This is a genomic window from Psychroflexus salarius, assembly GCF_900129035.1.
Classification (GTDB): Bacteria; Bacteroidota; Bacteroidia; order Flavobacteriales; family Flavobacteriaceae; genus Psychroflexus; species Psychroflexus salarius.
This window is the reverse complement of record NZ_FQTW01000007.1, coordinates 94,955-118,461: the sequence shown is the minus strand read 5'-3', so window position 1 is coordinate 118,461 and position 23,507 is coordinate 94,955. Positions and strand designations below refer to the sequence as shown.

The 23,507-nt window shown below is 32.8% G+C and carries 23 protein-coding genes, 1 tRNA gene and 1 rRNA gene; 21 read left to right on the top strand and 4 right to left on the bottom strand.

The features are described from left to right. The 15 genes from rrf to BUB82_RS09410 form a co-directional block, all read left to right on the top strand. Nucleotides 1–87 (top strand): 5S ribosomal RNA (rrf, locus tag BUB82_RS09475); the annotation flags it as partial. 119 nt (nucleotides 88–206) lie between these two features. Then, complete coding sequence (trxA, locus tag BUB82_RS09470; protein ID WP_073193375.1) at nucleotides 207–524, top strand: thioredoxin; 318 nt, start codon at nucleotides 207–209, stop codon at nucleotides 522–524. Between the two features lie 54 nt (nucleotides 525–578). Next, a complete protein-coding gene (locus BUB82_RS09465) occupies nucleotides 579–1,493 on the top strand; it encodes a DUF58 domain-containing protein (protein WP_073193374.1) in 915 nt (304 codons plus the stop codon). Nucleotides 1,494–1,576: 83 nt separating this feature from the next. Further along, a tRNA-Asp gene (locus BUB82_RS09460) sits at nucleotides 1,577–1,650 on the top strand. Between the two features lie 248 nt (nucleotides 1,651–1,898). Next, complete coding sequence (locus tag BUB82_RS09455) at nucleotides 1,899–2,609, top strand: polysaccharide biosynthesis/export family protein (RefSeq protein ID WP_317041057.1); 711 nt, start codon at nucleotides 1,899–1,901, stop codon at nucleotides 2,607–2,609. A 2-nt stretch (nucleotides 2,610–2,611) separates the two neighbouring features. After that, the gene (locus tag BUB82_RS09450; protein WP_073193372.1) at nucleotides 2,612–5,119 is read left to right on the top strand and encodes a GumC family protein; all 2,508 of its coding nucleotides are present in this window, start codon (nucleotides 2,612–2,614) and stop codon (nucleotides 5,117–5,119) included. Between the two features lie 11 nt (nucleotides 5,120–5,130). Beyond that, on the top strand, nucleotides 5,131–6,414 hold the full coding sequence (locus BUB82_RS09445) for a nucleotide sugar dehydrogenase (RefSeq protein WP_073193371.1): 1,284 nt from the start codon (nucleotides 5,131–5,133) through the stop codon (nucleotides 6,412–6,414). 779 nt (nucleotides 6,415–7,193) lie between these two features. Beyond that, nucleotides 7,194–8,072: an ABC transporter permease gene (locus BUB82_RS09440; protein WP_073193370.1), complete on the top strand. Its 879-nt coding sequence runs from the start codon at nucleotides 7,194–7,196 to the stop codon at nucleotides 8,070–8,072. A 243-nt stretch (nucleotides 8,073–8,315) separates the two neighbouring features. Next, nucleotides 8,316–8,669 (top strand): four helix bundle protein, encoded by a 354-nt coding sequence (locus BUB82_RS09435; protein ID WP_073193369.1) that lies wholly within the window; start codon nucleotides 8,316–8,318, stop codon nucleotides 8,667–8,669. Nucleotides 8,670–8,877: 208 nt separating this feature from the next. After that, complete coding sequence (locus BUB82_RS11900) at nucleotides 8,878–9,009, top strand: hypothetical protein (RefSeq protein ID WP_262501845.1); 132 nt, start codon at nucleotides 8,878–8,880, stop codon at nucleotides 9,007–9,009. A 2-nt stretch (nucleotides 9,010–9,011) separates the two neighbouring features. Continuing rightward, the gene (locus BUB82_RS09430; protein ID WP_143185673.1) at nucleotides 9,012–10,292 is read left to right on the top strand and encodes an ABC transporter ATP-binding protein; all 1,281 of its coding nucleotides are present in this window, start codon (nucleotides 9,012–9,014) and stop codon (nucleotides 10,290–10,292) included. Beyond that, complete coding sequence (locus BUB82_RS09425) at nucleotides 10,282–10,971, top strand: sulfotransferase family 2 domain-containing protein (protein WP_073193367.1); 690 nt, start codon at nucleotides 10,282–10,284, stop codon at nucleotides 10,969–10,971. The genes BUB82_RS09430 and BUB82_RS09425 overlap by 11 nt, the downstream gene beginning before the upstream one ends. Further along, the gene (locus tag BUB82_RS09420; protein WP_073193366.1) at nucleotides 10,961–11,671 is read left to right on the top strand and encodes a sulfotransferase domain-containing protein; all 711 of its coding nucleotides are present in this window, start codon (nucleotides 10,961–10,963) and stop codon (nucleotides 11,669–11,671) included. The genes BUB82_RS09425 and BUB82_RS09420 overlap by 11 nt, the downstream gene beginning before the upstream one ends. Further along, nucleotides 11,664–12,314, top strand: a complete 651-nt coding sequence (locus BUB82_RS09415; RefSeq protein WP_073193365.1) for a YqiA/YcfP family alpha/beta fold hydrolase — start codon at nucleotides 11,664–11,666, stop codon at nucleotides 12,312–12,314. Before BUB82_RS09420 ends, BUB82_RS09415 begins: the two co-directional genes overlap by 8 nt. Then, nucleotides 12,298–13,518: a glycosyltransferase family 4 protein gene (locus tag BUB82_RS09410; RefSeq protein ID WP_073193364.1), complete on the top strand. Its 1,221-nt coding sequence runs from the start codon at nucleotides 12,298–12,300 to the stop codon at nucleotides 13,516–13,518. Before BUB82_RS09415 ends, BUB82_RS09410 begins: the two co-directional genes overlap by 17 nt. Before the next feature lie 1,613 nt (nucleotides 13,519–15,131). Here the strand turns inward: BUB82_RS09410 and BUB82_RS09405 are convergent. Beyond that, nucleotides 15,132–15,542, bottom strand: a complete 411-nt coding sequence (locus BUB82_RS09405; RefSeq protein ID WP_073193363.1) for a putative toxin-antitoxin system toxin component, PIN family — start codon at nucleotides 15,540–15,542, stop codon at nucleotides 15,132–15,134. Beyond that, nucleotides 15,532–15,747, bottom strand: coding sequence for a hypothetical protein (locus BUB82_RS09400; RefSeq protein WP_073193362.1), 216 nt, complete (start codon nucleotides 15,745–15,747; stop codon nucleotides 15,532–15,534). Before BUB82_RS09400 ends, BUB82_RS09405 begins: the two co-directional genes overlap by 11 nt. Before the next feature lie 942 nt (nucleotides 15,748–16,689). On the opposite strand from BUB82_RS09400, the gene BUB82_RS09395 reads away from it, so the two are divergent. Continuing rightward, the gene (locus tag BUB82_RS09395) at nucleotides 16,690–17,103 is read left to right on the top strand and encodes an ATP-binding protein (RefSeq protein WP_262501846.1); all 414 of its coding nucleotides are present in this window, start codon (nucleotides 16,690–16,692) and stop codon (nucleotides 17,101–17,103) included. A 214-nt stretch (nucleotides 17,104–17,317) separates the two neighbouring features. Here the strand turns inward: BUB82_RS09395 and BUB82_RS09390 are convergent, their stop codons facing one another. Next, nucleotides 17,318–17,620 (bottom strand): type II toxin-antitoxin system RelE/ParE family toxin, encoded by a 303-nt coding sequence (locus BUB82_RS09390; RefSeq protein ID WP_073193360.1) that lies wholly within the window; start codon nucleotides 17,618–17,620, stop codon nucleotides 17,318–17,320. After that, nucleotides 17,604–17,837: a hypothetical protein gene (locus BUB82_RS09385; RefSeq protein ID WP_073193359.1), complete on the bottom strand. Its 234-nt coding sequence runs from the start codon at nucleotides 17,835–17,837 to the stop codon at nucleotides 17,604–17,606. Before BUB82_RS09385 ends, BUB82_RS09390 begins: the two co-directional genes overlap by 17 nt. Nucleotides 17,838–18,280: 443 nt before the next feature. On the opposite strand from BUB82_RS09385, the gene BUB82_RS09380 reads away from it, so the two are divergent. Genes BUB82_RS09380 through BUB82_RS09360 form a run of 5 tightly spaced genes read left to right on the top strand, consistent with a single transcriptional unit; the run spans nucleotide 18,281 to nucleotide 23,442 of the window. Beyond that, nucleotides 18,281–19,315, top strand: coding sequence for a glycosyltransferase family 2 protein (locus BUB82_RS09380; protein ID WP_073193358.1), 1,035 nt, complete (start codon nucleotides 18,281–18,283; stop codon nucleotides 19,313–19,315). Next, on the top strand, nucleotides 19,315–20,187 hold the full coding sequence (locus tag BUB82_RS09375; protein ID WP_073193357.1) for a glycosyltransferase: 873 nt from the start codon (nucleotides 19,315–19,317) through the stop codon (nucleotides 20,185–20,187). The genes BUB82_RS09380 and BUB82_RS09375 overlap by 1 nt, the downstream gene beginning before the upstream one ends. A 4-nt stretch (nucleotides 20,188–20,191) precedes the next feature. Next, a complete protein-coding gene (locus BUB82_RS09370) occupies nucleotides 20,192–21,106 on the top strand; it encodes a glycosyltransferase family 2 protein (RefSeq protein ID WP_073193356.1) in 915 nt (304 codons plus the stop codon). Continuing rightward, the gene (gene wecB / locus BUB82_RS09365) at nucleotides 21,107–22,207 is read left to right on the top strand and encodes a non-hydrolyzing UDP-N-acetylglucosamine 2-epimerase (protein WP_073193355.1); all 1,101 of its coding nucleotides are present in this window, start codon (nucleotides 21,107–21,109) and stop codon (nucleotides 22,205–22,207) included. Then, nucleotides 22,204–23,442: a glycosyltransferase family protein gene (locus tag BUB82_RS09360; protein WP_073193354.1), complete on the top strand. Its 1,239-nt coding sequence runs from the start codon at nucleotides 22,204–22,206 to the stop codon at nucleotides 23,440–23,442. Before wecB ends, BUB82_RS09360 begins: the two co-directional genes overlap by 4 nt. The last annotated feature ends 65 nt before the right edge of the window (nucleotides 23,443–23,507 follow it).

The following is a 23,507-nucleotide window of genomic DNA, read 5'->3' as shown; positions in this document are numbered from 1 at the left end:
GCTCACCTCTTCCCATTCCGAACAGAGAAGTTAAGCTCGTTAGCGCCGATGGTACTACAATCGTGGGAGAGTAGGTCGCCGCCTTCCTTTTATAACAAAACCCTTTAGATTATTCTTCTAAAGGGTTTTTTACTTTTTAGATAGTATTTACATTTAATTTTACCTATTGTATCTTATATTTAGTATTTTTGTTTAAAATTAAAATTATGGCATTAGAAATAAAAGATTCAAATTTTGAAGAAAAGGTTTTAAATAGTGATAAACCAGTTTTAGTTGACTTTTGGGCTGCATGGTGTGGTCCTTGTCGTATGTTAGCTCCGATTATTGACGAGCTTTCAAATGATTATGAAGGAAAAGCTATCATTGGTAAAGTAGACGTTGACGAAAATCAAGAGTTTGCTGCTAAATATGGTGTAAGAAATATACCTACTGTTTTGGTTTTTAAAAATGGTGAATTAGTTAAACGTCAGGTCGGTGTTGCTCAAAAGGAAACGTATGTTGAAATATTAGATAGTAATTTGTAAATTATAGATTCATATTTTTACCTTTAAGGTTTAGTATTAACTAAACCTTTTTTTATGTCATTTTTTTTTGACCAGCCTAATTTAACTGAATTTCAATTTTTAATTAATCGTATCGCAGAGGGTTTCATATCAGGACTTCATAAAAGTCCGTTTCATGGTTTCTCACCTGAATTCGCTGAACATCAACAGTATATAAACGGCCAAAGTACTAAGAATATTGACTGGAAATTATATGGACGTACTGATAAGTTTTATACTAAAAAGTATGTTGATGAAACTAATTTACGATGCCACTTTATACTAGATGTTTCTAAATCCATGTACTATCCAGTTGAAGCATCTCGTTACAATCAAAAAGTTGGATTTTCATCTATTTGCATAAGTGTCTTAATGAAGCTTCTTTTAAAACAACGTGATGCATTTGGTTTAAGTTGTTTTACTGATAATGTAAATTATTCATCTAATACCAAAAATACTATCAATCATTATAATCTACTTTTGCAACATCTAGAACAAAATTTAATTAACTCTCATAAATCGGGTTTTCGTACTAGTTATGCTTTAAATTTTGAACTGATTGCGAATTCACTTCCTAAGCGTTCTGTGGTTGTTATATTTAGTGATTTCCTTTCAAATGATTCACAAGATATTCTTGAGGCTTTTAAATTCTTCAAGTATAAAAAACATCGACTTATAGTCTTCAACATATTAGATTTCAAAACGGAATTGAACTTTGATTTTTCTGAATTAGAATCCTTGAATCTTCATGATTTAGAATATAAAATTAATGAGAATATACAGGCTAATAAAATAAAAGGTATATACAAAAAAGAAGCTTATAAACACCTGCGTAAAATTCAAGATTTAGCTAATGCGCAAGGCTTTCCTTTTTATAGTGTTGATGTAAATCAATCAGTTGAAACTTTTCTGAGAACTTACTTTATTGATAAGCAGGTTATTAGATATTAACTTGTTTTTTTATTTAAAATATGCAGCTAAATCTATTGCAGATTTAAAAATTGGTTTTATATTTGCAATCGCAAAAGTAAAATGGTCTGGTAGTTCAGTTGGTTAGAATACCTGCCTGTCACGCAGGGGGTCGCGAGTTCGAGTCTCGTCCAGACCGCATTTAATTTGTTGTGTTGTGAATAATTTAATTATTCAATTAAATCAGAGTTAATACTTTGTAGAAGCTTTTCCTTAGGAAAGGCTTTTTTTTTAGTTTTAATTTATTCGGATAGTTTTGTTTTCTAATTCTATAAACTATATTTGTCTATTAGAAATAACTAGTCTTTAATGAGTAAATCTATCCTTCTTCTTTGTTTATCAGTTGTTTTTCTGAGTTCATGTATAAGTACTAAACGTTTAAATTATTTGCAAACTAATAACAAGGATAAGCAAAGCATAGACTCTATCCTTCAGCTTAGAGAACTCCCTGAACCTTATCGTGTTCAAATCAATGATTTATTAAGTGTCCGTTTTAAAGCGCTTGATCAAGAAGTTGTAGGAATGTTTAATCCTGTATCTAATGTTAATAATAATGCAACGACTGAAGAGCAAGCTTATTTTGATGGTTTTTTAGTTGATCGTAGAGGTGAAATTGACGTCCCTACGCTCGGTAAAGTTAAAGTTATTGGGTTAACTCTGGAAGAAATTGAGCAGGCTTTAAAAACCAAGTTGCTAAAAGATTATTTTAAGAAAGAAGCTAATATTTTTGTAACTGTTAAACTGGCTGGTTTGAGGTATACAACCATTGGTGAAATTGGCACCGGAAGTCAAGTGATTTATAAAGAACAAGTCACAATTATGGAAGCTATTGCTAATGCAGGAGATATTTCAACTTATGGAGATCGTAAAAATGTTCGCATTTTAAGGCAATATCCTGGTGGTCAGCAAATGCTTAATGTTGACCTTACCGATATTTCTGCTTTATCCTCAGATGAATATTATATTCAACCTAATGATGTAATCATTGTTGATACACTTCCTCAAAAAGCTATTGGTTTAGGCGAGAATGCATTTGCTATTTTTACGACAATATTAGGTGTGGTTACCTCTATAACTATTATTTTATTGAGATTGTAAATATGGAGGAAGAATTTGAGTTAGAAGACAAAACCACTAATTTCGATTTTAAAGGATTTATCTTTAAAATATTGAGTTATTGGTACTTAGTAATTGTTTGTGTGCTTATTGGTTTAGGGATAGCCTACTACATTAATGTTAGAAAACTACCCGTATATAAAATTGGTAGTATGATTACGGTTAAAGATGATAGCAATCCTTTGTTTACGGCTAACACTAGTTTAACCTTTAATTATGGTGGTGTTTCAGACAAAGTTTCTACGGTTGTAACCACTCTATCAACGCGAACCCACAATGAGAAAGTAGTTAAAAAACTACGCTCTTATATTGATTATAAAAAAGACGGGGAATATCAAAGAGTCAACGCTTATGATGAAGTTCCATTCTTCTTTTTTGATGATACTTTAAAGTACCAAGCTAAAGGGATTCCTTTTCAAATAAGGGTAATTGACTCTAACCAGTTTGAGTTTAAAGTTGAATTTAAAGATTTAGATAAAGCTCAAAAAGCAGTTAACTTAATAAAATATAGCACGCTTGAGTCTAAGCGAAAAATGCTTCCTAATCAAGTTTACAAACAAGTATTTCAGTTTAGTGATACCATTAATACGCCTTTTTTTAAAGGTAGAGTCTTGTTAAATGGAAATCCGATAAACTTTAATAAACCCTATTACGTTCAGTTTAAAAGTTTTTTTTCAACAGTAAAGCGTTACCAGAATATTGATATTAGAACTGAATCTAAAGGTTCTTCTATCATTAACTTGAGCCTTACAGGTCAAAATAAGGCTGAATTAGTAGATTATCTCAACACAACTGTTAAAGTTTTAAGTCAGGATGCTCTAGAACGGAAAAACTTATTTGCCACTAAAACAATCCGATTTGTTGATAGTATTTTGACTGAAAAGTCTAAAGAACTGTCGGATGTAGAAAGAGAGTTAAATCAATTTAAAATTGAAAATGATATTATTGATTTAACAGAAGAGAGTGCCAATTTAAAATCGAAACTAAGAGAATACGATAACGAGATTATTGCACTTGAACGCCAATTAGATTATTATGATGATCTCGAAACCTACCTAGTTAAACGCACCGATTATTCTAATTTGCCAGCACCTTCAGTCGCTGGGATTGAAGAATCTAGCATTAGTGAGGCAGTCGGGAAAATTGTTGAATTATCATTAAAAAGAGGAAGTTATAGTTATGGCTTAAAATCTAAAATGCCTAATTTCGCTGATATCGATCGAAACATTGATGCATTAAAACGGGTGATTCTTGAAAACTTGAGCTCTTCTAGAAATTTACTACGTAAACAGCGTCGAGATTTGCAAACTAAAATTGCACAGATAGAAGCTGAAGTCCGTGAATTACCTAAAGACCAGCAAGAATTGCTAAAAATAGAGCGACGCTTCCAAATCAGTCAAAATACTTATACTATTTTCCTTCAAAAAAGGAATGAAGCAAGTCTGATTAAAGCGGCTAATGTCAGTGACATTAAAATTATTGATGAAGCCAAAGATACTGGTGGTGGTAAAATTGGCCCCAACACCCAGCTTAATTATGTTATGGCTATCTTGTTAGGTTCACTAATTCCTTTAGTTTTTGTATTTATAATTGTTTTGTTAGATAACAAGATATCAAACCCAACTGATATCGAGAAGTTATCACAAATCCCGGTTATTGGCTTAATTGGTAAAAGTACGCTGGACTCTAATCTTGCTGTTTTAAGTAAACCTAGATCTTCAATTTCAGAAAGCTTTAGAGGTATTCGCGCGAGTTTACAATTTTTATATAAGCAACAAAAGTCTTCAGATCAAACCACTAAAACCACCTTAGTTACCTCATCTGTTAGTGGTGAAGGAAAAACTTTTACGGCCATCAATTTAGCTTCAGTGTTTGCTTTGAGTGGTAAAAAAACCATTTTGGTAGGTTTAGATTTACGTAAACCTAAAATTTTTGATGACTTCAATTTAACGAATGATACAGGCGTTGTAAATTATCTGATAGGGCAAAAGTCTCTTGATGAAGTTATTCAACAGACAGATTTTGATAACTTTGATTTATTAGTCTCTGGTCCGGTCCCACCAAACCCTTCAGAATTATTAATGGGTGAAACAATGGATGCTTTTATCGATGAACTTAAAAAGCGTTATGACCATATCGTACTTGATACACCGCCAATAGGTCTTGTTTCAGATGCTGTTAATCTTTTTAAATATAGCGATGCCAATTTGTACCTTGTGCGCCAAAACTATACCAAAAATGGCATGCTAGGTTTAATCAACGAGAAGTACCAAAAAGGCGAAGTAAGCAATATTAGTTTTGTACTTAATTACTTTGAGCATAAAGCCAAATATGGCTACGGCTATGGTTACGGTTATGGCTACGGCTACGGTTATGGTGGTTATGGTTATGGGCGTTATGGCAACGGCTATCATGAGCTCGAAAAAACCTATTCTTGGCGTAAAAAAATTAAGCGAAAAATTAAAAAACGTCTCCGAAAACTATTTAAATAAAATTAACCAAAATGAAAAAACAACCCTGTATTGCAATTATTGGCTTAGGCTATGTCGGTTTACCTTTGGCGGTAGCTTTTGCTGAACAATTTAAAGTTATTGGTTTTGATATTAATAAAGCACGTGTAGATGAGTTAAACCAAGGTCACGATCATACTTTAGAAGTTGAAGATCACTTGTTGCAATCGGTTTTGAAAGAAGATGAAATAAGTGGTTTAACTATTACCGCTTCGGCTGAAGTTTTATCACAAGCAGACATTCATATCGTTACCGTACCTACACCAACTGATAAAAATAGACAACCTGTTTTAACACCACTCATCAAGGCTAGTGAAACCATTGGTCAAGTTCTTAAAAAAGGAGATATTGTGGTTTATGAGTCTACCGTTTATCCTGGTGTAACCGAAGAAGTTTGTGTGCCAGTGCTTGAACAATCTTCTGGTTTAGTATTTAATACCGATTTTTATGCTGGCTATTCACCTGAGCGCATTAATCCAGGTGATAAAACCCATACCGTTACTAAAATTTTAAAAGTTACCTCAGGTTCAACGCCAGAGGTTGCCCAATACATCGATCATCTTTATGCTAAAGTGATTACTGCAGGTACTCACTTAGCGCCAAGCATTAAAGTTGCTGAAGCCGCTAAAGTGATCGAAAATTCACAACGAGATATCAATATTGCTTTTGTTAATGAACTTTCAAAAATATTTAGACTCTTAGATATAGATACTGATGATGTTCTAGAAGCGGCTGCAACAAAGTGGAATTTTATAAAATACACACCAGGTTTAGTTGGTGGACATTGCATCGGTGTAGATCCTTATTATTTAGCTCAAAAAGCAATAGAAGTTGGTTACAATCCTGAAATTATTTTATCTGGCCGACGAATGAATGATGGTATGGGGCGTTATGTTGCCTCTGAAGTGATTAAACTCATGCTCAATAAAGAAGCTAAGGTTAAAAATGGAAAAGCTTTAGTTTTAGGGATTACATTTAAAGAAAACTGTCCTGATACCCGAAATACTAAAGCCATTGATGTGATAGAGGAGTTGAAGGCCTACAACATGCAAGTTGATGTTTGTGATCCTTGGGCTGATAAAGCAGAAGTGAAGTCATTATTTGATATTGATTTACTTAGACTAGATGAAGTTTCATCAACTTATGATGCGGTTGTTCTAGCGGTTTCACATCAGCAATTTTTAGAGCTTGATTTGTCAAATTATCAAAACAAAAACTCTGTTTTATTCGATGTTAAATCTTGCTTGCCTAAAGCGCAGGTGGATGGTCGTTTATAAGCCTTTTTAACAAGATTATATTTTAAAAAAGAGAACATTTGTTGATGTTCTCTTTTTTTATTTTGACGCTTTTTGCCTTTATATACGCTTTTTGTTTTAATACTTAAGCCATACTTAAGCTATACTTAAAGTATGACTTAGCTATGCTTAAGTGTCAACTTCCATTTGCTGTTTATAGTGACATTTCAAAAGCTTGGATCTTTTAAAATACAACTTAACGAAAATGCAAATCCTCAAAAAGCCGTAAGCTATAAGCCGAAAGCCATAATCCAACTCTACTCTTCACGATTCACTGACAACAGACAACCGATTTTACTATTACACTATTATTCAACTACACCATTACATCATTACACGAATCTACAAAAAGCTATATGCTATAAGCCGTAAAAGCCTTAAGTAAAAAATCTTAGAGTCTAGAGCGTAGTGCTTAGAGCTAACAAGCCGATTCACGGTTCACTGATAACAGTCAACAGTCTACAGTCTACAGTCAACAGAAAACACCTTTTTAGCTCCAGTCAACTAGTCAACCATTCACTGAAAACCGATAACCGATTTTACTATTATACTATTATTCCATTACACGACTCACAGCTCACGCTTCACTATTCACGAATCACTGATAACAGTCAACAGTCTACAGTCTACAGTCAACAGAAAACACCTTTTTAGCTCCAGTCAACTAGTCAACCATTCACTGAAAACCGCTTAACCCAAAATAAGATTTTTGCGTTTCATAAATAAAACTTAATTTTACCCTCCAATCTAAATGACTACAAGTGAGTAAAGAACCTTCAACCGTTGCAGAGCAGCAAGACTGGCTCTATGAAATAAGTCCGCATAAACCTTTGCTTGATTTCAATTTTAAAGAAATTTGGCGTTACCGCGATTTGTTGATTTTGTTTGTAAAACGTGACATTGTTACGGTCTATAAACAAACCATCTTGGGACCTTTGTGGTTTTTAATTCAGCCGCTGTTTACCTCGGTTATTTTTACCTTAATTTTTAATAATGTGGCCAATGTAAGTACAGGTTCGGTGCCTAATTTTTTATTTAACCTCGCTGGTATTTCAGCTTGGGGCTATTTTAAACAGTGCTTAACGGGTTCTTCAGGAACTTTTACTAAAAATGCGAACATCTTTGGGAAGGTTTATTTTCCGCGGGTGATTATGCCGCTATCCATCACCATTTCAAATTTAGTGAAGTTCGGGATTCAGCTGAGTATCTTTGTGGGCTTTTATGTATTTTATGTGAGTTCGGGCGCTTCAGTTAGTCCTAATAGTAACTTACTGCTGTTTCCGGTTTATGTGTTAATGATGGCCTTATCTGGTTTAGGTTTAGGGATGATTATTTCCGCCTTCACCACAAAGTATCGTGATTTAACCCAATTATTAACTTTTGCTGTGCAATTGTTGATGTACCTTTCGGCAGTGCCGTTTCCGATGAGTAAAGTAAAGAATGATTTACCTGAATATTACTGGGCATTTAAATATAATCCGTTGGCACAAATTATTGAAGGTTTTCGTTATATGACGATGGACGTTGGCTTATTTTCTTGGCTGAGTTTTGGTTATGCCTTAGGTTTTTCAGTCGTGGTCTTTCTTGTCGGTTTGGTGATTTTTAACCGGACTGAGAAGAGTTTTATTGATACGGTTTAGTGTAATGGAAGAATGGTGTAATGGTGGAGTTGAGAAGTGGTTTAATGGTGTAATGGTTGAATGGTGTAGTGGTTTAATTGTGTAATTTTGTTATGGAATATTGGTGCTAAAAATTCGATTCTATCTATTTTTCAGGCTCGAGCTGTTCATCTTTGTTTGAGGTTCGAGCGGAGTCGAGAACCAGTAATCAATGAAATAGATAAATCAATAAAAAATAAAGTATAGTCAGAATAAGTGTAGATTATGGGACATAAAGATTTGGATGTATGGAAAGAGTCGATGGTTTTGGTCAAGATGATTTATAAAATGAGTTCTCAGTTTCCGAAATCTGAAGCATATGGATTAACTTCACAGTTAAGAAGAGCTGCTGTTTCGATACCTACTAATATTGCTGAAGGTAGTGCTAGAAATGGCTTAAAAGAACTTCATCAATTTATTGGAATTGCAATGGGTTCAGCAAGTGAAGTGGATACCCTTGTCATCATTGCTAAAAATTTAGATTATACTGCAAATGATATTGAGCCTATTGAAAAACAATTAAATTTGGTTAGAAAATTATTAATAGGTTACAAAAAATATATTAAAACGAAGATTTGAAGATGGTTGAGTTGAAGAATAGTGTAATAGAGTAATAGAAGATTTGTGTAGTGGAGGAATAGTAGAATGGAGGAATGGTAGAATGGAGTAGTAGTGTAGTAGTGTAATGGAATAATTGAGTAATAGAGGAATAGTCTGATAGTGTAATGGAAGAATGGTATAATTGTGTAATGGAAAAATGCAGAAATTGTAGAGAAAAAAATAGTAATTGATTGATCATGGAGAAAGAAAATTTATCTTACCACTACACCACTACACCACTACACCACTACACCACTACACCACTACACCACTACACCACTATACCACTAAACCACTATACTACACTGAAAAGAAATAATGATGAGTAAAACAATACTAACCGCTAAAAACATCTCTAAACAATACCGCTTAGGTTTGGTAGGGACGGGCACTTTGGGTCACGACCTCAACCGTTGGTGGCACCGCGTACGCGGGAAAGATGATCCATACTTGAAAATTGGCGCTGAAAACGACCGCTCTAAAAAAGCTGAAAGCGACTATGTTTGGGCCTTGCGGGATATCAATTTTGATGTGCAAGAAGGCGAAGTTCTGGGGATTATTGGGAAGAACGGCGCCGGTAAATCAACCTTATTAAAAATTTTATCGCGGGTCACCATGCCCACCACAGGTAGCATTAAAACCAAAGGCCGTATTGCTTCACTGCTAGAAGTAGGTACTGGCTTTCACCCAGAACTCACAGGAAGAGAAAATATTTACCTCAATGGTGCTATTTTAGGCATGACCAAAAGTGAAATTAAAGCCAAGGAAGACGAGATTATTGACTTCTCCGGTTGTGCCATGTATGTAGATACACCTGTGAAGCGGTATTCTTCCGGAATGCGTGTACGTTTAGCCTTTGCGGTGGCGGCGCATTTAGAACCTGATATTTTAGTGGTTGATGAAGTTTTAGCCGTAGGCGATGCCGAATTCCAAAAAAAAGCAATTGGTAAAATGAAAGACATTTCTGGCACTGGCGGTCGCACGGTCTTATTTGTGAGTCATAATATGGCAGCTGTGAAGAGTTTATGTACAAGAGGCGTTGTGCTTGAAAATGGGACTTCTGTATTTGAAGGGACAGCGGAGGAAAGTGTGGATTATTATTTGTCGAGTTCTAAAAAAGAGAGGTTTAAAAAATTAAAAGATAGAGAAGATAGAACAGGAGGGAATATTTTTAAGTTTACAGATATTCAAATTAACTCTGAGAATAAGAAAGAATTAAAAAATTTACTTTCTGGTGAAAAGTACTATTTTAAGATAGGGTTTACTTCAAAAAAAGATATTAAAAAAGTTGCTTTTAGATTACGATTTATAGATTCCAACCAGAATATTAGATTTTTATGTAATAATTTTTTTCAAGATGATTTTTTTGACATTAAACATACGATGAACGATTACATTATTCTTGAGATACCTAATTTTCCTCTACCAATAGGCGAATATAATATTCAATTAAGCTGTTTTTACGAAAACGGCATACTTGATGATATTGAACAAGCTTTTGAATTTACGGTAGTTGGTGGTGATTTTTATTCAACTGGCAGAGAACAAATATCAAAAGAAGGCGTTTTAATTGATTACAAATTTTCAAGATATGATAGTTAATCATAAGTATAAGTTCATCTTTATTAAGACCCAAAAAACAGCGAGTACCACACTAGAAATCGCTTTGAGTCAATTATGTGATGAAAACGATATCATCACGCCTATAACTTCTTCTGATGAAGAGTATCGCAAAAAATTAGGTTATCAGAGTGCAATTAATTACAACATACCTTTTTCTAAATACAACAAAAAAGATTTCTTAAAATTTTTATGTACAGGAAAGAGAAAGCGATTTTACAATCATATGTCATCTTCTGAGATTAAAAGGTACCTAGGTAAAGATATCTATGATAGTTATTATAAGTTTTGTTTTGAGCGTAACCCATATGATAAATTAGTTTCTTTGTTTTATCATCATGGTGGTTTTCAAAAATATAGTTCTTTATTAGAGTTTATTAATAAAGGAGAACTTGAAATTATTAAAGGATTTGATCAATATACTATAGGAAAAAATATTGCTGTTGATGACATTTTTAAATTTGAAAACTTAGATGAATCTATTATGATAATTTCTGATAAGTTAAATTTAGATAATCCATTAAAGTTGCCACCTAAAAAATTAAAATCTCAATTTAGAGAAAAAAATACACACTATAGCAAATTAATTAATCAACAAGTTAAAAGAAAAATTGACATTATTTGGGCTCGAGAATTAAAAATGATGAACTATGATTTTTAATTTTTTTAAAAAAGACTTATTGAAAGTTTATTCGCATCCAAGGTCTGGGACACATTTTTTAGAAGCTTTTTTAGCTAAAAATTTTTATCAAGATAAAGATCTGTCTTTAGATCAAGTTGCTTGGGGACATTGGTCTAACCGCAAAGTTAAAGAAGATGGTAATTCTTACGGGAAACTTTTTGGGCATCATTTCTTCCCTAGTATTAAGAATTTTAAAAGTCCAGGTATTTATATAATTAGAGATGGTAGAGCAGTAGCCTATTCAATTTGGAAAACACCTAATTTTTTACATAAAGATATTGATGAAACCATTTCATTTTCAGATTTTTTAAACACACCATTAGATTGGACAGGCAGCCCATCTAAAAAAACAAATGAAAAGCTTACCATTTTTGAGCATTGGGCTAAACACTGTGATGAATGGATTAAATTTTCAGAGCAAGAAAAAAAAATATTGATTGTACATTATGAAGACTTAATAAAAAATCCGTACAAAACATATTTAAAAATTAAAAGGTTTAATTTTAAGTTTAAACCAAAATTATCAAAATCTAAGTTAAATATTATAAAAAAGCCTACAGGATTGTTACCTAATAAAGCTAAAGTTAATTCTTGGTCAGGGCAATACACCGAATCTGAACTTAAATTGTTCAAAGAATACATAAATATCAATTCTACTTTAGTTAAATATTATGGCTGAAGAGACAAAAGACATATTACTTTTTAAAAAAGGGAGTGATGTAATAGTTATAACATTTGGAGGTATAAAAATGGGTATAGGCATGCCAAGATTTGAATTTAAAAATATACTTATAAAATATAATTGTGATCAAGCTTTTATAATAGACCCCAATCAATCATGGTATCAAGACGGTATAAATTCAAAGCCTAATTTTGAAAGCTTGAAATCCGAGATTGAAAATATAATTAGAGATTATAAAAAAGTTATATTCATAGGTAACTCAATGGGTGGTTTTGCCGCAATTATGTTTGGTGCTTTGTTAAATGTTGATCGAGTTATATCATTTTCTCCACAAACATTTATATCTAGATACAGAAGAGCGTATTATGGTGATAAACGTTGGTCTGACCAGATAAATAGTATTGTATCAAAAAATTATTTAAATCTTAAAAGACTTCTATTAAAAACAAAGTCAAAAAATAGTACTATTTATTCAATTTATTATTCCACAACCGATAAATTGGATAAAATTCATTCAGAAAGGCTAAGTAAATTAAAATCATGTAATCTTTATTCTTACAGTTTTGGTGGTCATAATCTCGTAAAATCATTAAAAGATAAAGGCATATTAACTGAAATCCTTAATGAAAATTTACTTTAAACTCAAATCCTTTCCTCAAATTTCAGAAACTTTTATTGTTTCTAATTTGGTATATGCCAAGCAAAAAGGTTTTAATATTAAGATTTATACTGATAAGTATTTGGGTTTAGAAAACTCTTCACAAGCCCAACTTTTAAAAACCAATCATATAGAAGAAGATCTTGTACAACCTTTTCATTTTTCAAAAAATAAATTCAAGAAACTTGTACAAATTGGTTTGGCCTTGTTAAATTTTAAAATTCTTCGTTCAATCTATCCTTATTACAAACTCAAACGGAAAAAAAACTTATCGCCTTTAGCCACCTTAATTCAGTATAAAAATTTTAAAAAAGGTCTTCTGCACGTCCATTTTAATAATGCTTTGTACCCAACAATAGTACAGCTTTCCAAAATAAAATATATGAACCCTAAATGTATCGTTACCTATCATGGTTACGATGCTTTTTTAGATACACAACAAAGCTTTCAATCGAAATACGCAGAATTTTATAAAAAGCACGTAGTGGCGGTTACCACTAACTCCAATTATTTAAAGCAAGAAGTCATAAAACTTGGTGTAGAAGCATCTCTTATTCATGTGATTCCTATTGGGATAGATGTTAATCAATTTAAAGGACAAGTTAAAACCATCAATAGCAATTCAGAAATTCAGCTCATCACCGTCGGGCGTTTAGTGCAATTAAAAGGACAAATTTATGCCGTTAGAGCAGTAAAAGAATTAATTAGTCTTGGCTATAACATTAAATACACTTTAATAGGTGAAGGTAATTACAGGCCTATTTTAGAAGCTGAGGTAAAGAAACTCAATTTATGCGAACACGTCATTTTTGAAGGTTCAAAATCACAAGATGAAATTATTTCATATTTACAAGACTCAGATGTATTTATGATGCCATCAACTTATGATGATGTAAATGGTAGGCGAGAAGCCTTTGGTTTAGTGTCTTTAGAAGCACAAGCGTCTGGTTTACCAGTTATTGGCTTTCAATCAGGTGGTTTTCCAGATACGATTGTTGAAGGTGAAACAGGTTATGCTGTAGAAGATCGCAATCACATTGCATTAGCAGAAAAAGTAAAATACATAATCGAAAATAAAGACGTCTATCAGACAATGTCAAGTGCTGCTATTGAACATGCATCAACATTTGATTTTAAACATACCACACACAAATATTTAGATTTATATAGAAAATATGGTGAGTAGTCTTTAATTAATAGTCAACAGTCCCTAGTCTACAGTCTATAGTCCACAGACTTTAATTGAAAGTCAAGAAAAGAGTTTTAACGACTCACTCGCGACGAATCACGCTTCACTAATCACGGTTAACTGAAAACTGAAAACCGATTTTACTACTACACCACTATACGATTACACTATTACACAATTCACGAATCACGATTCACTGAAAACAGATTTTACTACTACACCACTATACGATTACACTATTACACTATTATTCGACTATACTATTATTCCATTACACTATTCACGAATCACGATTCACTGAAAACTGAAAACCGATTTTACTACTACACCACTATACGATTACACTATTACACAATTCACAATTCACGACTCACTGAAAACTGAAAACCGATTTTACTACTACACCACTATACGATTACACTATTACACAATTCACGAATCACTGAAAACCGACAAACGATTTTACTACTACACCACTATACGATTACACTATTACACTATTATTCGACTATACTATTATTCCATTACACAATTCACGAATCACGCTTCACTGAAAACTGAAAACCGATTTTACTACTACACCACTATACGATTACACTATTACACAATTCACGAATCACGATTCACTGAAAACTGAAAACCGATTTTACTACTACACCACTATACGATTACACTATTACACAATTTACGATTCACGACTCACTGAAAACTGAAAACCGATTTTACTATTACACAATTACACCATTATACCATTACACAATTTATGAATCACGATTCACTGAAAATCGACAACAGACATCCGACAACCGATTTTACTATTATTCGACTACACAATTACACCATTTCACAAATCACGAATCACTGAAAACCGACAAACGATTTTACTACTACACCACTATACGATTACACTATTACACTATTCACGAATCACGATTCACTGAAAACTGAAAACCGATTTTACTACTACACCACTATACGATTACACTATTACACAATTTACGATTCACGACTCACTGAAAATCGACAACAGACATCCGACAATGGATTTTACTATTATTCGACTACAATTACACTATTAAAACATTACACGATTTATGAATCACGATTCACTGAAAACTGACAACTGACTATGAATGTCCTTTCATTTTTTAGTTCACCTTAGTCGTAGTTGTGTTAAGTGTTCATGAATCTCGTTCCTCGATTTCCATTGATGAAAAAACGAAACAAATCCCGAAGCATCGGGACTAGGCTTATGAAAACTAAGCTAAATTTATAGTTCGGCTTCTAAATTTCAGAAACTCATTCCATTTTACAAATGGAACTCAAACAGTCTGAAATTTCACGAACCCATCACGTCAAATTTTACGCTGATTTTTCAGTAGGCCGTTTTAAGGTTTAAGTTGTGTTGTGGTTTTAGAGCTTAATTAAATGAATACACAAAAAATGAGAATCTGCGAATGTGCAAATAACCGACGTCTCGCGTATATGGTTTGTGGTGGGGGAAAACAACCGCTCGACTTTCTGATTAAACTTTTAATTTTTTAAAATACTATAATTTTCGTTTCAGTACAAATCAGCCATAAATATATACGCTGTTGTACCACGCACTTTTATCCTTTGTGTTCTAAGAAGTCAGTAAAGTTCATGATTTTAGTTCTCTCAATTTTCTTTAAAACTAATAAATCATTATCTCCAGTTATTAGGTAATCAGCTTTAGAGTCAATCGATAGATTAAGCAAAAAATTATCTTTTTCGTCACGACAAATTTTGATGTCAGATTTTACTTTTACCAGTTTTCCATATTGGTCAAAATAGTCAAGAATTTTCTCAATATCATTTTTTGAAAAATATTTTTTGAATTTAGGTCGATTTACTACTTCTACAAATTCACTTATTAATTCATCTGAAAAAATTAACGTAATCTTATTGTTTTCAATCAGTTTGTCAATAGAATTGAATTTTTTTGATATGAGAAAGCTAATCCAAAGATTCGTATCTAGGATTATTTTTTTACTTCTCATATCGCGAACTTCTCACTTTCTCAACTTCGTCAGTTATTTCGTCAAGTGTAATTTCATCAGATGATTTGGATCTAAGTTTTTGTAGAAAATCTGAAAAGTCAGATTTATTTTTAGTTTTATTAATCTTTATCAAATTCAAGTCAGCTAAATTTCTTAGTAGCTTTTTCGCCTTTGGATTAAGTATATCAATTTGTATCGTTTCCATTTAGAATTTTTTTTATAAAATTAAGGAATTTAATTCAATTGCGGAATTTTTTCAGTATGTAGTACAACAGCCGCTAAATGATAATCGACAACTGTAAACAGACTAAAATTCTAGGTTTAACATCGAGCGGAGTCGAGATGTCTTTTTTGCTACATGCTGATCACTATCGTGATGCACTTTGGCAAAAGCCACAGGTATTTCTTGAAATTAGTCGGCTAAGTTTATATTGATGTTTTTAGTTAAGTATAAGCACTTCGGCTTCGCTCAGTGCCAGCGAACCAGAACCCATCACGTCAAATTTTACGCTGATTTTTCAGTAGGCCGTTTTGGGTTTAAGTTGTGTTGAGGTTTTGGATTAACTAGAACAGAGAACTATTACACAACTATACCATTATTCCATTACACGATTCACTATTCACTATTCACGGTTCTCTGATACCGATTCACGTTTAACTGATAACTAATTAATTTCTTTTCATTTTGCCTTGACGCAATCCCGAAGTTTCGGGAGAAACAATCCCGCCCCGATGTTTCGGGACTCGGGACTAGGCTGACGATACAAAATCTAAATTGTAGGTTCATTGGCTAAATTTTAGAAACTCGACTTCTTTCATCAGTCTCAAACAGTCTAAAATTAAACACCAATTTCGCTGTCAATTTTACGCTTTCGTCTCGATAGGCCGTTTTAAGATTTAAGTTGTGTTGAGGTTTTAGAAGAATTAAATAAAATGCGAATCTGCGAATAAGTAAAAAAGCCTAAAGTCTATTGCCTAAAGCTTTGAGCTAACAAAAGAATTACGAATCACTGGTTACTGATAACTGAAGACAGAAAACAGAAAACCGATTTTACTACTACACCACTATACGATTACACTATTACACAATTCACGATTCACGACTCACTGAAAACCGACAACCGACAATCGATTTTACTGTTACACAATTACACCACGAAACAAGTTGATTGCCGATATATATAGAAGTATGGGGCTTATAGAAAAATATGGCTCAGGCATAAAGCGTATTATTAATTATTGTTCTGAAGCAGGACTGCCAAAGCCCAATTTTCAAAACCAAAGCAATGGTTTTTTAGTTAAGATATATGGTAAAAAAACAGAAAATGTCATAGAAAATGTCATAGAAAATGTCGTAGAAAATGTCGCAGAAAATGAAAAAAAGATAGTGGAGTTTATCAGAAGTAACCCCAAATACTCTGCCAAGCAAATGTCAGGTTTACTGGGTCTTACACAAAAAACTGTGCAAAGATACCTCAAGGAACTGCAATACAAAAACATAATCAAAAGAATCGGCCCCGCTAATGGTGGCTATTGGCAAATCAATAAAAAAAAGGCTTAACCAAATGAACAAGTTTAAACTTAGAGCAGGAAACCGTTGCCAGTTAACCCATAACCGAAAACAGGAAACCGAAAACCGTCAACAGACATCCGACAACCGATTTTACTGTTACACAATTACACCATTATTCTATTACACGATTTACGACTCACGATTTACTAATCACTGAAGACCGACAACTGAAGACTATTACAAGGAATTTTTATAGGTATTTTTATAGGTATTTTGTGTTTGGATTCTTTTTGTTTGCAAATAAGGAAACAATTTCAACTGAATTTTTATTGATTCTATAATAAAGGTTATTATGCTTTTCAATAACAGCTTTTCGGATGTGTTTTTTATGAAGTGATTCTGGAAATAGTTCAGGCATTTTTGAAATGAGTTCAACTGTATGATCTAGTTTAGCGGCAAAGGCCTTCAACTCTTTTTCAGACCAGTTGTTTTCTAGGTATTCAGTAGTTTCTTTAAGTTCGGCTATGGCATTTTCAGTCCATAGTATTTTATAACCACTTTTCATAAATTCCCTTCACTTTTGAGTGAGAGGTTAATTTTTTATGGTTAGCTTCTTGAATTCCTTTTTCAATGGACGCTCTTTCATCTGCTGAAATTTCGTTCCACCACTCTGCTTTTTCTTTTTCTCTCAACTTCATTAATTGGTCAATCAAAGAAGTATCGTTCAATGTAGATAACCATTGAATGAGTTCAATTTTTTTATGTTCTAAGCTTAAATCCATAGCATCAAATTTACAAAATTAAATTAGTTGTAAGATTTTAATGATCTGTTTTAACTATTTTGGATGCTATAACAAGCTAAACTAGTTCTATACTTTTTTGTTTAAAAATTGAACTGTAAAATTAACATCAATTGAGAAGATAAAACTGATTTTATTATGATTTGATTGTATGATTTTACAACTCAACATTCACTATTCATTGAAAGCTGAGAACAGACAACTGAAAACAGAAAACCGATTTTACTACTACACCACTATACGATTACACTATTACACAATTCACAATTCACGACTCACTGACAACTGATAACAGACATCCGACAACCGATTTTACTATTACACAACTATACTATTATACCATTACACAATTTACGATTCACGCTTCACTGATAACTATTAACTGAAATTTTTGTAATATTGCGTTAACTAACCAAACCATACACATGCGAGAACAACCACTGGTCTCAATTATTATTCCGACTTATAATCGCGCACATCTCATTGGCGAGACGCTGGATTCTGTATTAGCACAAACCTACCACAATTGGGAATGCATTGTGGTTGATGATGGCTCAACCGATCATACAGATGAAGTTGTAGGAGCGTATGTAAAAAAAGATGCACGGTTTAAATATTATCACCGACCTGAAGAACACTTGCCAGGTGGGAATGGCGCGCGGAACTATGGGTTTAAAATGAGTCAAGGGGAATATGTGAATTGGTTGGATAGTGATGATTTATTTTCTCCATATTTTTTATCAAATAAAGAACTTGAGTTTTTAAACGGGAATTTTGATGCTATTGTTTCCCTGAGTCAAACTTTTAATAAAATTTCTGGAGATGGTTCAATTTTGTGGAATATTCTACCTGATAATAAAGATCAATTACAATTAAATAACTTAGTAAATGATTTTCTGAAACAAAATATGCTATGGCCACCGATAGCAATAGTTTGGAAAAAAACGTTTTTCTATAAAAAAAAGGAGCTATGGAATGAACATTTGAAATCTTGGCAAGACTGGGAATTCCATATTAAAATGCTCTTAGAAAAACCAAGTCTTCATTTTAAATCTTGTGATATTGATACCTTTTATCGCATTGATAGTAGCGATAAAATTTCAACTAAGGCAAAGGATAAACAATTTTTCATAAATCTTAAAAAAAGTATTGACGCTGTTATTTCACTCATAAAAAGTAAAGCTTTAATAGTTACTTTCTCTTCTGAAATTAAGAATCTCATCGCAAGGGTATTAATAAGGCTGCCAATTCAAAATGGCTACTATAACTTTTCACTACTAAGTGCTTTAAAGTATACATTTACCTTAAAATCTTTATTTCCTATAAAATCATTTATTTTAGAATTAGCTAGACAATATTTTATCTTTAGAAAAATAAGCAGTTTTCTTTATCAACCTTACAAAGAAAAAATCAAGTTTGATACTACATTTATGAAATTAACCAAAGAGAATTTAAAATAATGAACGGTATTTCAGTCATTATATGTTGCTATAATTCAGAACAAAGAATTAAACCAACGCTTGAGCACCTTAACTTACAGCAAACTAATTTTCCATGGGAGTTGATTATTGTTGATAATAATTGTTCAGATAAAACGGTACAAACAGTTAACGACTGTATACAACAAATGCATCAACTTAATGGGCGTACAAGCATTGTTAAAGAAAGTAAGCCAGGTTTAAATTATGCTAGATCAAGAGGTGCAAATACAGCAAAATATGATTTAATTCTATTCTGCGATGATGACAATTGGTTGAATGAAAGTTACCTTCAAAAAGCTTATGATTTCCTTAGTGATAATCCTGACTTCGGGATTGTGGGTGGAAACGGAGTAGAAAAGTGTGAAATTGACCCACCAAAATGGTTTGATAAGCATAAATCGATCTACGCAATAGGCTGTAGGAAAGATGGTGATGTGTCTAATGTGTATGGCGCTGGTATGTTATTACATAAAAAATTTATTGAAGGTGCTTGTTTTTCTATGTCAGATCGAAAAGGAAATTCCTTAGCATCAGGAGGCGATTCAGAAATTTGCCAAATAGTTCGAAAAAAGGGATTTAAGATTAGGCAATTATGCAGTAATACATTTTATCACTATCTTCCTAAAGAACGCTTAACTTATTCTTATATTATGCGTATGGCAAGAGCTTCTGGAAAAACCAAAGCAGAGTTATATTTACTTAATAATCCAAAATGGAAAGGATTAGGTTATCGCTTTAAAACAGATATATTATTACTTATCACTAAACTTTTTAAAAGTGACTTTTTTAGTTTTAAATATGCACTTAATCGCACAACAAGTTATTGGACCACAAGATTTTTAAAAAATTAAACCAATGAAAAAAATTCTCCTATTCTCACCATTATGTAAACCTAAAAAGGTACTAGAAGTTACGTTACCTTCTATGCTAAAACAGTTACCTGATGGCTTTAAGATAGATGTGCTCTTTTATAACGATAACAACACCAAAGAAGCAGAAGATTATGTAGACAGTTTGCACCAACCCGACCATAATATAATTGTAGAAAAAAATTGGATAGATTCTACCTCAAGCTATAAAAAGCACAATTGGACAGAAGAAAAAGTTGACCGAATTATTTTTATAAAAAATAAAGCCATTACACTAGCTAAAGAAAACAAGTATGATGTCTTATTTTTAGTCGATGCAGACTTGGTATTAAATCCTAATACACTTGCTCACTTAAATACACTTAACAAAGATTTCGTATTTGAATTGTTTTGGACTTTATTTACTGATCAAACCTTCGTAAAGCCTAATTGCTGGGATGTGCATTCTTGGTCTTATACTAACCCAAACACCATTCTTCAGCTACAAAATCCTGGTACTTATAAAGTTGGTGCAGGTGGCGCTTGTACATTAATCTCTAAAAAAGCGCTCGATGCTGGCGTTAATTTTTCAAGAATATCTAATTTAGGTTTTAATGGTGAAGATCGGCATATCTGTACCCGAGCTGAATGTTTAGGTTTCGATATTTTTATCGATACTCATTATCCAGCTTATCACATTCATAATCCAAAAAATGTTGATGAAGCAAGAAGTTGGTATAAAAATGGCGCCAAGCGAGACTTTTTTGATGCTTGGTTAGGTAAAGATTGGGAAAATAAGGTTAACCAATTATGTGCCAAAAAAGAAAAGTATAAGCCAAAAACAAAGATAGAGTTGTACCGCACTGCATTGTATAAAGCAAAACAAGCTTATAAAAACTATCTAAGATATAATTCAATCTAAATGAAAATTCTCATCTGTTTTGGCACTCGCCCAGAAGCCATAAAAATGGCACCTTTGGTAAAAAGATGTAAAGAAAATCAAGCAGTTGAAACTTTGGTTTGTGTAACAGCACAACATCGGGAAATGCTAGACCAAGTCCTAGACTTTTTTCAAATCATACCTGATATTGATTTGAATTTAATGCAAGCCAATCAAACTTTAAACCAATTAAGTGCTCGAATAATTTCTACCATAGATGAGGTGCTTTTAAAAGAGCAACCCGATTGGGTTTTGGTGCATGGTGACACTACAACCTCCAGCATGGTGGCTTTAGCCGCTTTTCATCGAGGAATTAGGGTTGGTCACGTTGAGGCTGGTTTAAGAACTTACAATAAATATTCGCCCTTTCCTGAAGAAATCAATCGGCAACTCACAGGTAGAATTGCTAATGCCCATTTTGCGCCAACCCAAAAGGCTTACGATTGTTTGATAAATGAAGGTGTTAAAAAAGAAGAATGTATTATTACGGGAAATACAGTGGTAGATGCATTGCAATGGGGACTTAATATCACCAAACACAATGAGCCCAAAGAACTAGAGCAAATTTTAAATAAAATTGAGATAGGCCAAAAAATAATCTTAGTTACAGGGCATCGAAGAGAAAATTTTGGGGATGGCTTTATACAACTCTGTAAGGCTTTAGCTCAGCTAGCCAAACGCTCAGATGTTGAAATTTTATATCCTGTACATCTAAATCCCAATGTAAAAGATGTTGTGCAACAAGGGCTTGGCAACTTACCAAATATACACCTTATAGCTCCTGTAAGTTATCCTGTGATGATTGGCTTACTTAAAGCCTGTGATTTAATTATTTCTGATTCAGGTGGCATTCAAGAAGAAGCGCCAAGTTTAGGTAAAATGGTATTAGTTACTAGAGCAACTTCCGAGCGCATGGAAGGCATTGAGCAAGGTTTTGCTGAGTTAGTTGGTACAGATGCACCTAAAATTATTAGTAAAGCAACGCAATACCTAGATCAACCTAAAACTTTAAGCAAAGAACAAAACCCTTATGGGGCAGGAAAAGCAGCTGAGCAAATTTTAAATTTTTTACTGAAGAAATGAGTAATCAAGTAAAGAAAATCCTTATGCTGATTGAAAGCATCAACCCCAACGATTCAAGCGGTGTTAAAGGTCGTTTAGCCTTAATTCATAACTTAATTAAAATTGGGCATGAAGTTAAAGTGCTGCACTTAGATCAAAACTATACAGAACAACCAAGCTTTAAAACTGAAGTAGTCAAGCGGTATAAAACTTCTAAATATTATTGGTTAAGCAAACTCAATACTTTTTTAAAGAAATTTGGGATTAAGCTTAATCAACGAGTAGAAGCTAAACTAGGTTTTTCATTTTCTCATTTTGAAGATGTTAATCGATTTAAAAAATCACTACAACAAGAACATCCTGAAGCTTACGATATTGTACTTACTTGTAGCAAAGCAGCCAGTTTTAGGCCGCATAAAGCCGTATTAGAAAGTCCTCGATGGCATAGCAAATGGTACGCTTATATTCATGACCCATATCCGATGTATGCTTATCCTAGGCCTTATGATTGGGCTGAGCCTGGATCTTTACAAAAAAGAGCGTTTTTTTTAGAATTATATGCCAAGGCAGCTAAATTAGTTTACCCAAGTGAATTGCTTGCCCAATGGATGGAATCATATTACCCCAATAATGAGCATAAGCGCTTAATTATACCACATCAAATTACAACCCATTTAAAAACCAATAATCACAACACAATTAAGTTACCATCTTTTTTTGATGAAAATAATTTTAACTTGTTACATGCGGGTAGCTTAATGAAACAGAGGCCACCTTTTGTTTTGATGAAGGCTTTTAATAAGTTTTTAAGTAATAACTCATCAGCAAAAGAAAATGCTAGATTAATATTTATTGGTGGAGCTTTCGAAGGACATAAAAATAAAATGCATGTTTTAAAAAATGACAACATCATCAATCACGATGCTTATATACAATTTAATATTGTTTTTCAACTTCAGAAATTAGCAAGTGTTAATGTAGTTATTGAAGCCGATACTTGGTTGAGTCCATTTTTACCTGGTAAAATACCACATTTAGTAGTGGCTAATAAGCCCATTTTACATATAGGGCCAACAACTAGTGAAACAATGCGTTTGCTAGGTAAAAACCATGAACTCCATACGCCAAATAATGAAAAAAGTATAAACTGTTTAGCAAAAAAAATTGAAGCCATGTATAAGCTTTGGGAAACCGAACAAGAGCTAGTATTAAATCGAAAAGATTTAGAAAACTATTTAATGAATTTAAGCTTATAGATAAAAACAGGTCGAATTATTAATTTTAAATTGACAGTTGATATAAAAGATGAATTTTTTATTAA

Coding starts and splice junctions, on each gene's coding strand:
- trxA (WP_073193375.1), top strand. CDS start 207: ATGGCATTAGAAATAAAAGATTCAAATTTTGAAGAAAAGGTTTTAAAT.
- BUB82_RS09465 (WP_073193374.1), top strand. CDS start 579: ATGTCATTTTTTTTTGACCAGCCTAATTTAACTGAATTTCAATTTTTA.
- BUB82_RS09450 (WP_073193372.1), top strand. CDS start 2,612: ATGGAGGAAGAATTTGAGTTAGAAGACAAAACCACTAATTTCGATTTT.
- BUB82_RS09445 (WP_073193371.1), top strand. CDS start 5,131: ATGAAAAAACAACCCTGTATTGCAATTATTGGCTTAGGCTATGTCGGT.
- BUB82_RS09435 (WP_073193369.1), top strand. CDS start 8,316: ATGGGACATAAAGATTTGGATGTATGGAAAGAGTCGATGGTTTTGGTC.
- BUB82_RS09430 (WP_143185673.1), top strand. CDS start 9,012: ATGAGTAAAACAATACTAACCGCTAAAAACATCTCTAAACAATACCGC.
- BUB82_RS09425 (WP_073193367.1), top strand. CDS start 10,282: ATGATAGTTAATCATAAGTATAAGTTCATCTTTATTAAGACCCAAAAA.
- BUB82_RS09420 (WP_073193366.1), top strand. CDS start 10,961: ATGATTTTTAATTTTTTTAAAAAAGACTTATTGAAAGTTTATTCGCAT.
- BUB82_RS09415 (WP_073193365.1), top strand. CDS start 11,664: ATGGCTGAAGAGACAAAAGACATATTACTTTTTAAAAAAGGGAGTGAT.
- BUB82_RS09410 (WP_073193364.1), top strand. CDS start 12,298: ATGAAAATTTACTTTAAACTCAAATCCTTTCCTCAAATTTCAGAAACT.
- BUB82_RS09405 (WP_073193363.1), bottom strand. CDS start 15,542: ATGAGAAGTAAAAAAATAATCCTAGATACGAATCTTTGGATTAGCTTT.
- BUB82_RS09400 (WP_073193362.1), bottom strand. CDS start 15,747: ATGGAAACGATACAAATTGATATACTTAATCCAAAGGCGAAAAAGCTA.
- BUB82_RS09390 (WP_073193360.1), bottom strand. CDS start 17,620: ATGAAAAGTGGTTATAAAATACTATGGACTGAAAATGCCATAGCCGAA.
- BUB82_RS09385 (WP_073193359.1), bottom strand. CDS start 17,837: ATGGATTTAAGCTTAGAACATAAAAAAATTGAACTCATTCAATGGTTA.
- BUB82_RS09380 (WP_073193358.1), top strand. CDS start 18,281: ATGCGAGAACAACCACTGGTCTCAATTATTATTCCGACTTATAATCGC.
- BUB82_RS09375 (WP_073193357.1), top strand. CDS start 19,315: ATGAACGGTATTTCAGTCATTATATGTTGCTATAATTCAGAACAAAGA.
- BUB82_RS09370 (WP_073193356.1), top strand. CDS start 20,192: ATGAAAAAAATTCTCCTATTCTCACCATTATGTAAACCTAAAAAGGTA.
- wecB (WP_073193355.1), top strand. CDS start 21,107: ATGAAAATTCTCATCTGTTTTGGCACTCGCCCAGAAGCCATAAAAATG.
- BUB82_RS09360 (WP_073193354.1), top strand. CDS start 22,204: ATGAGTAATCAAGTAAAGAAAATCCTTATGCTGATTGAAAGCATCAAC.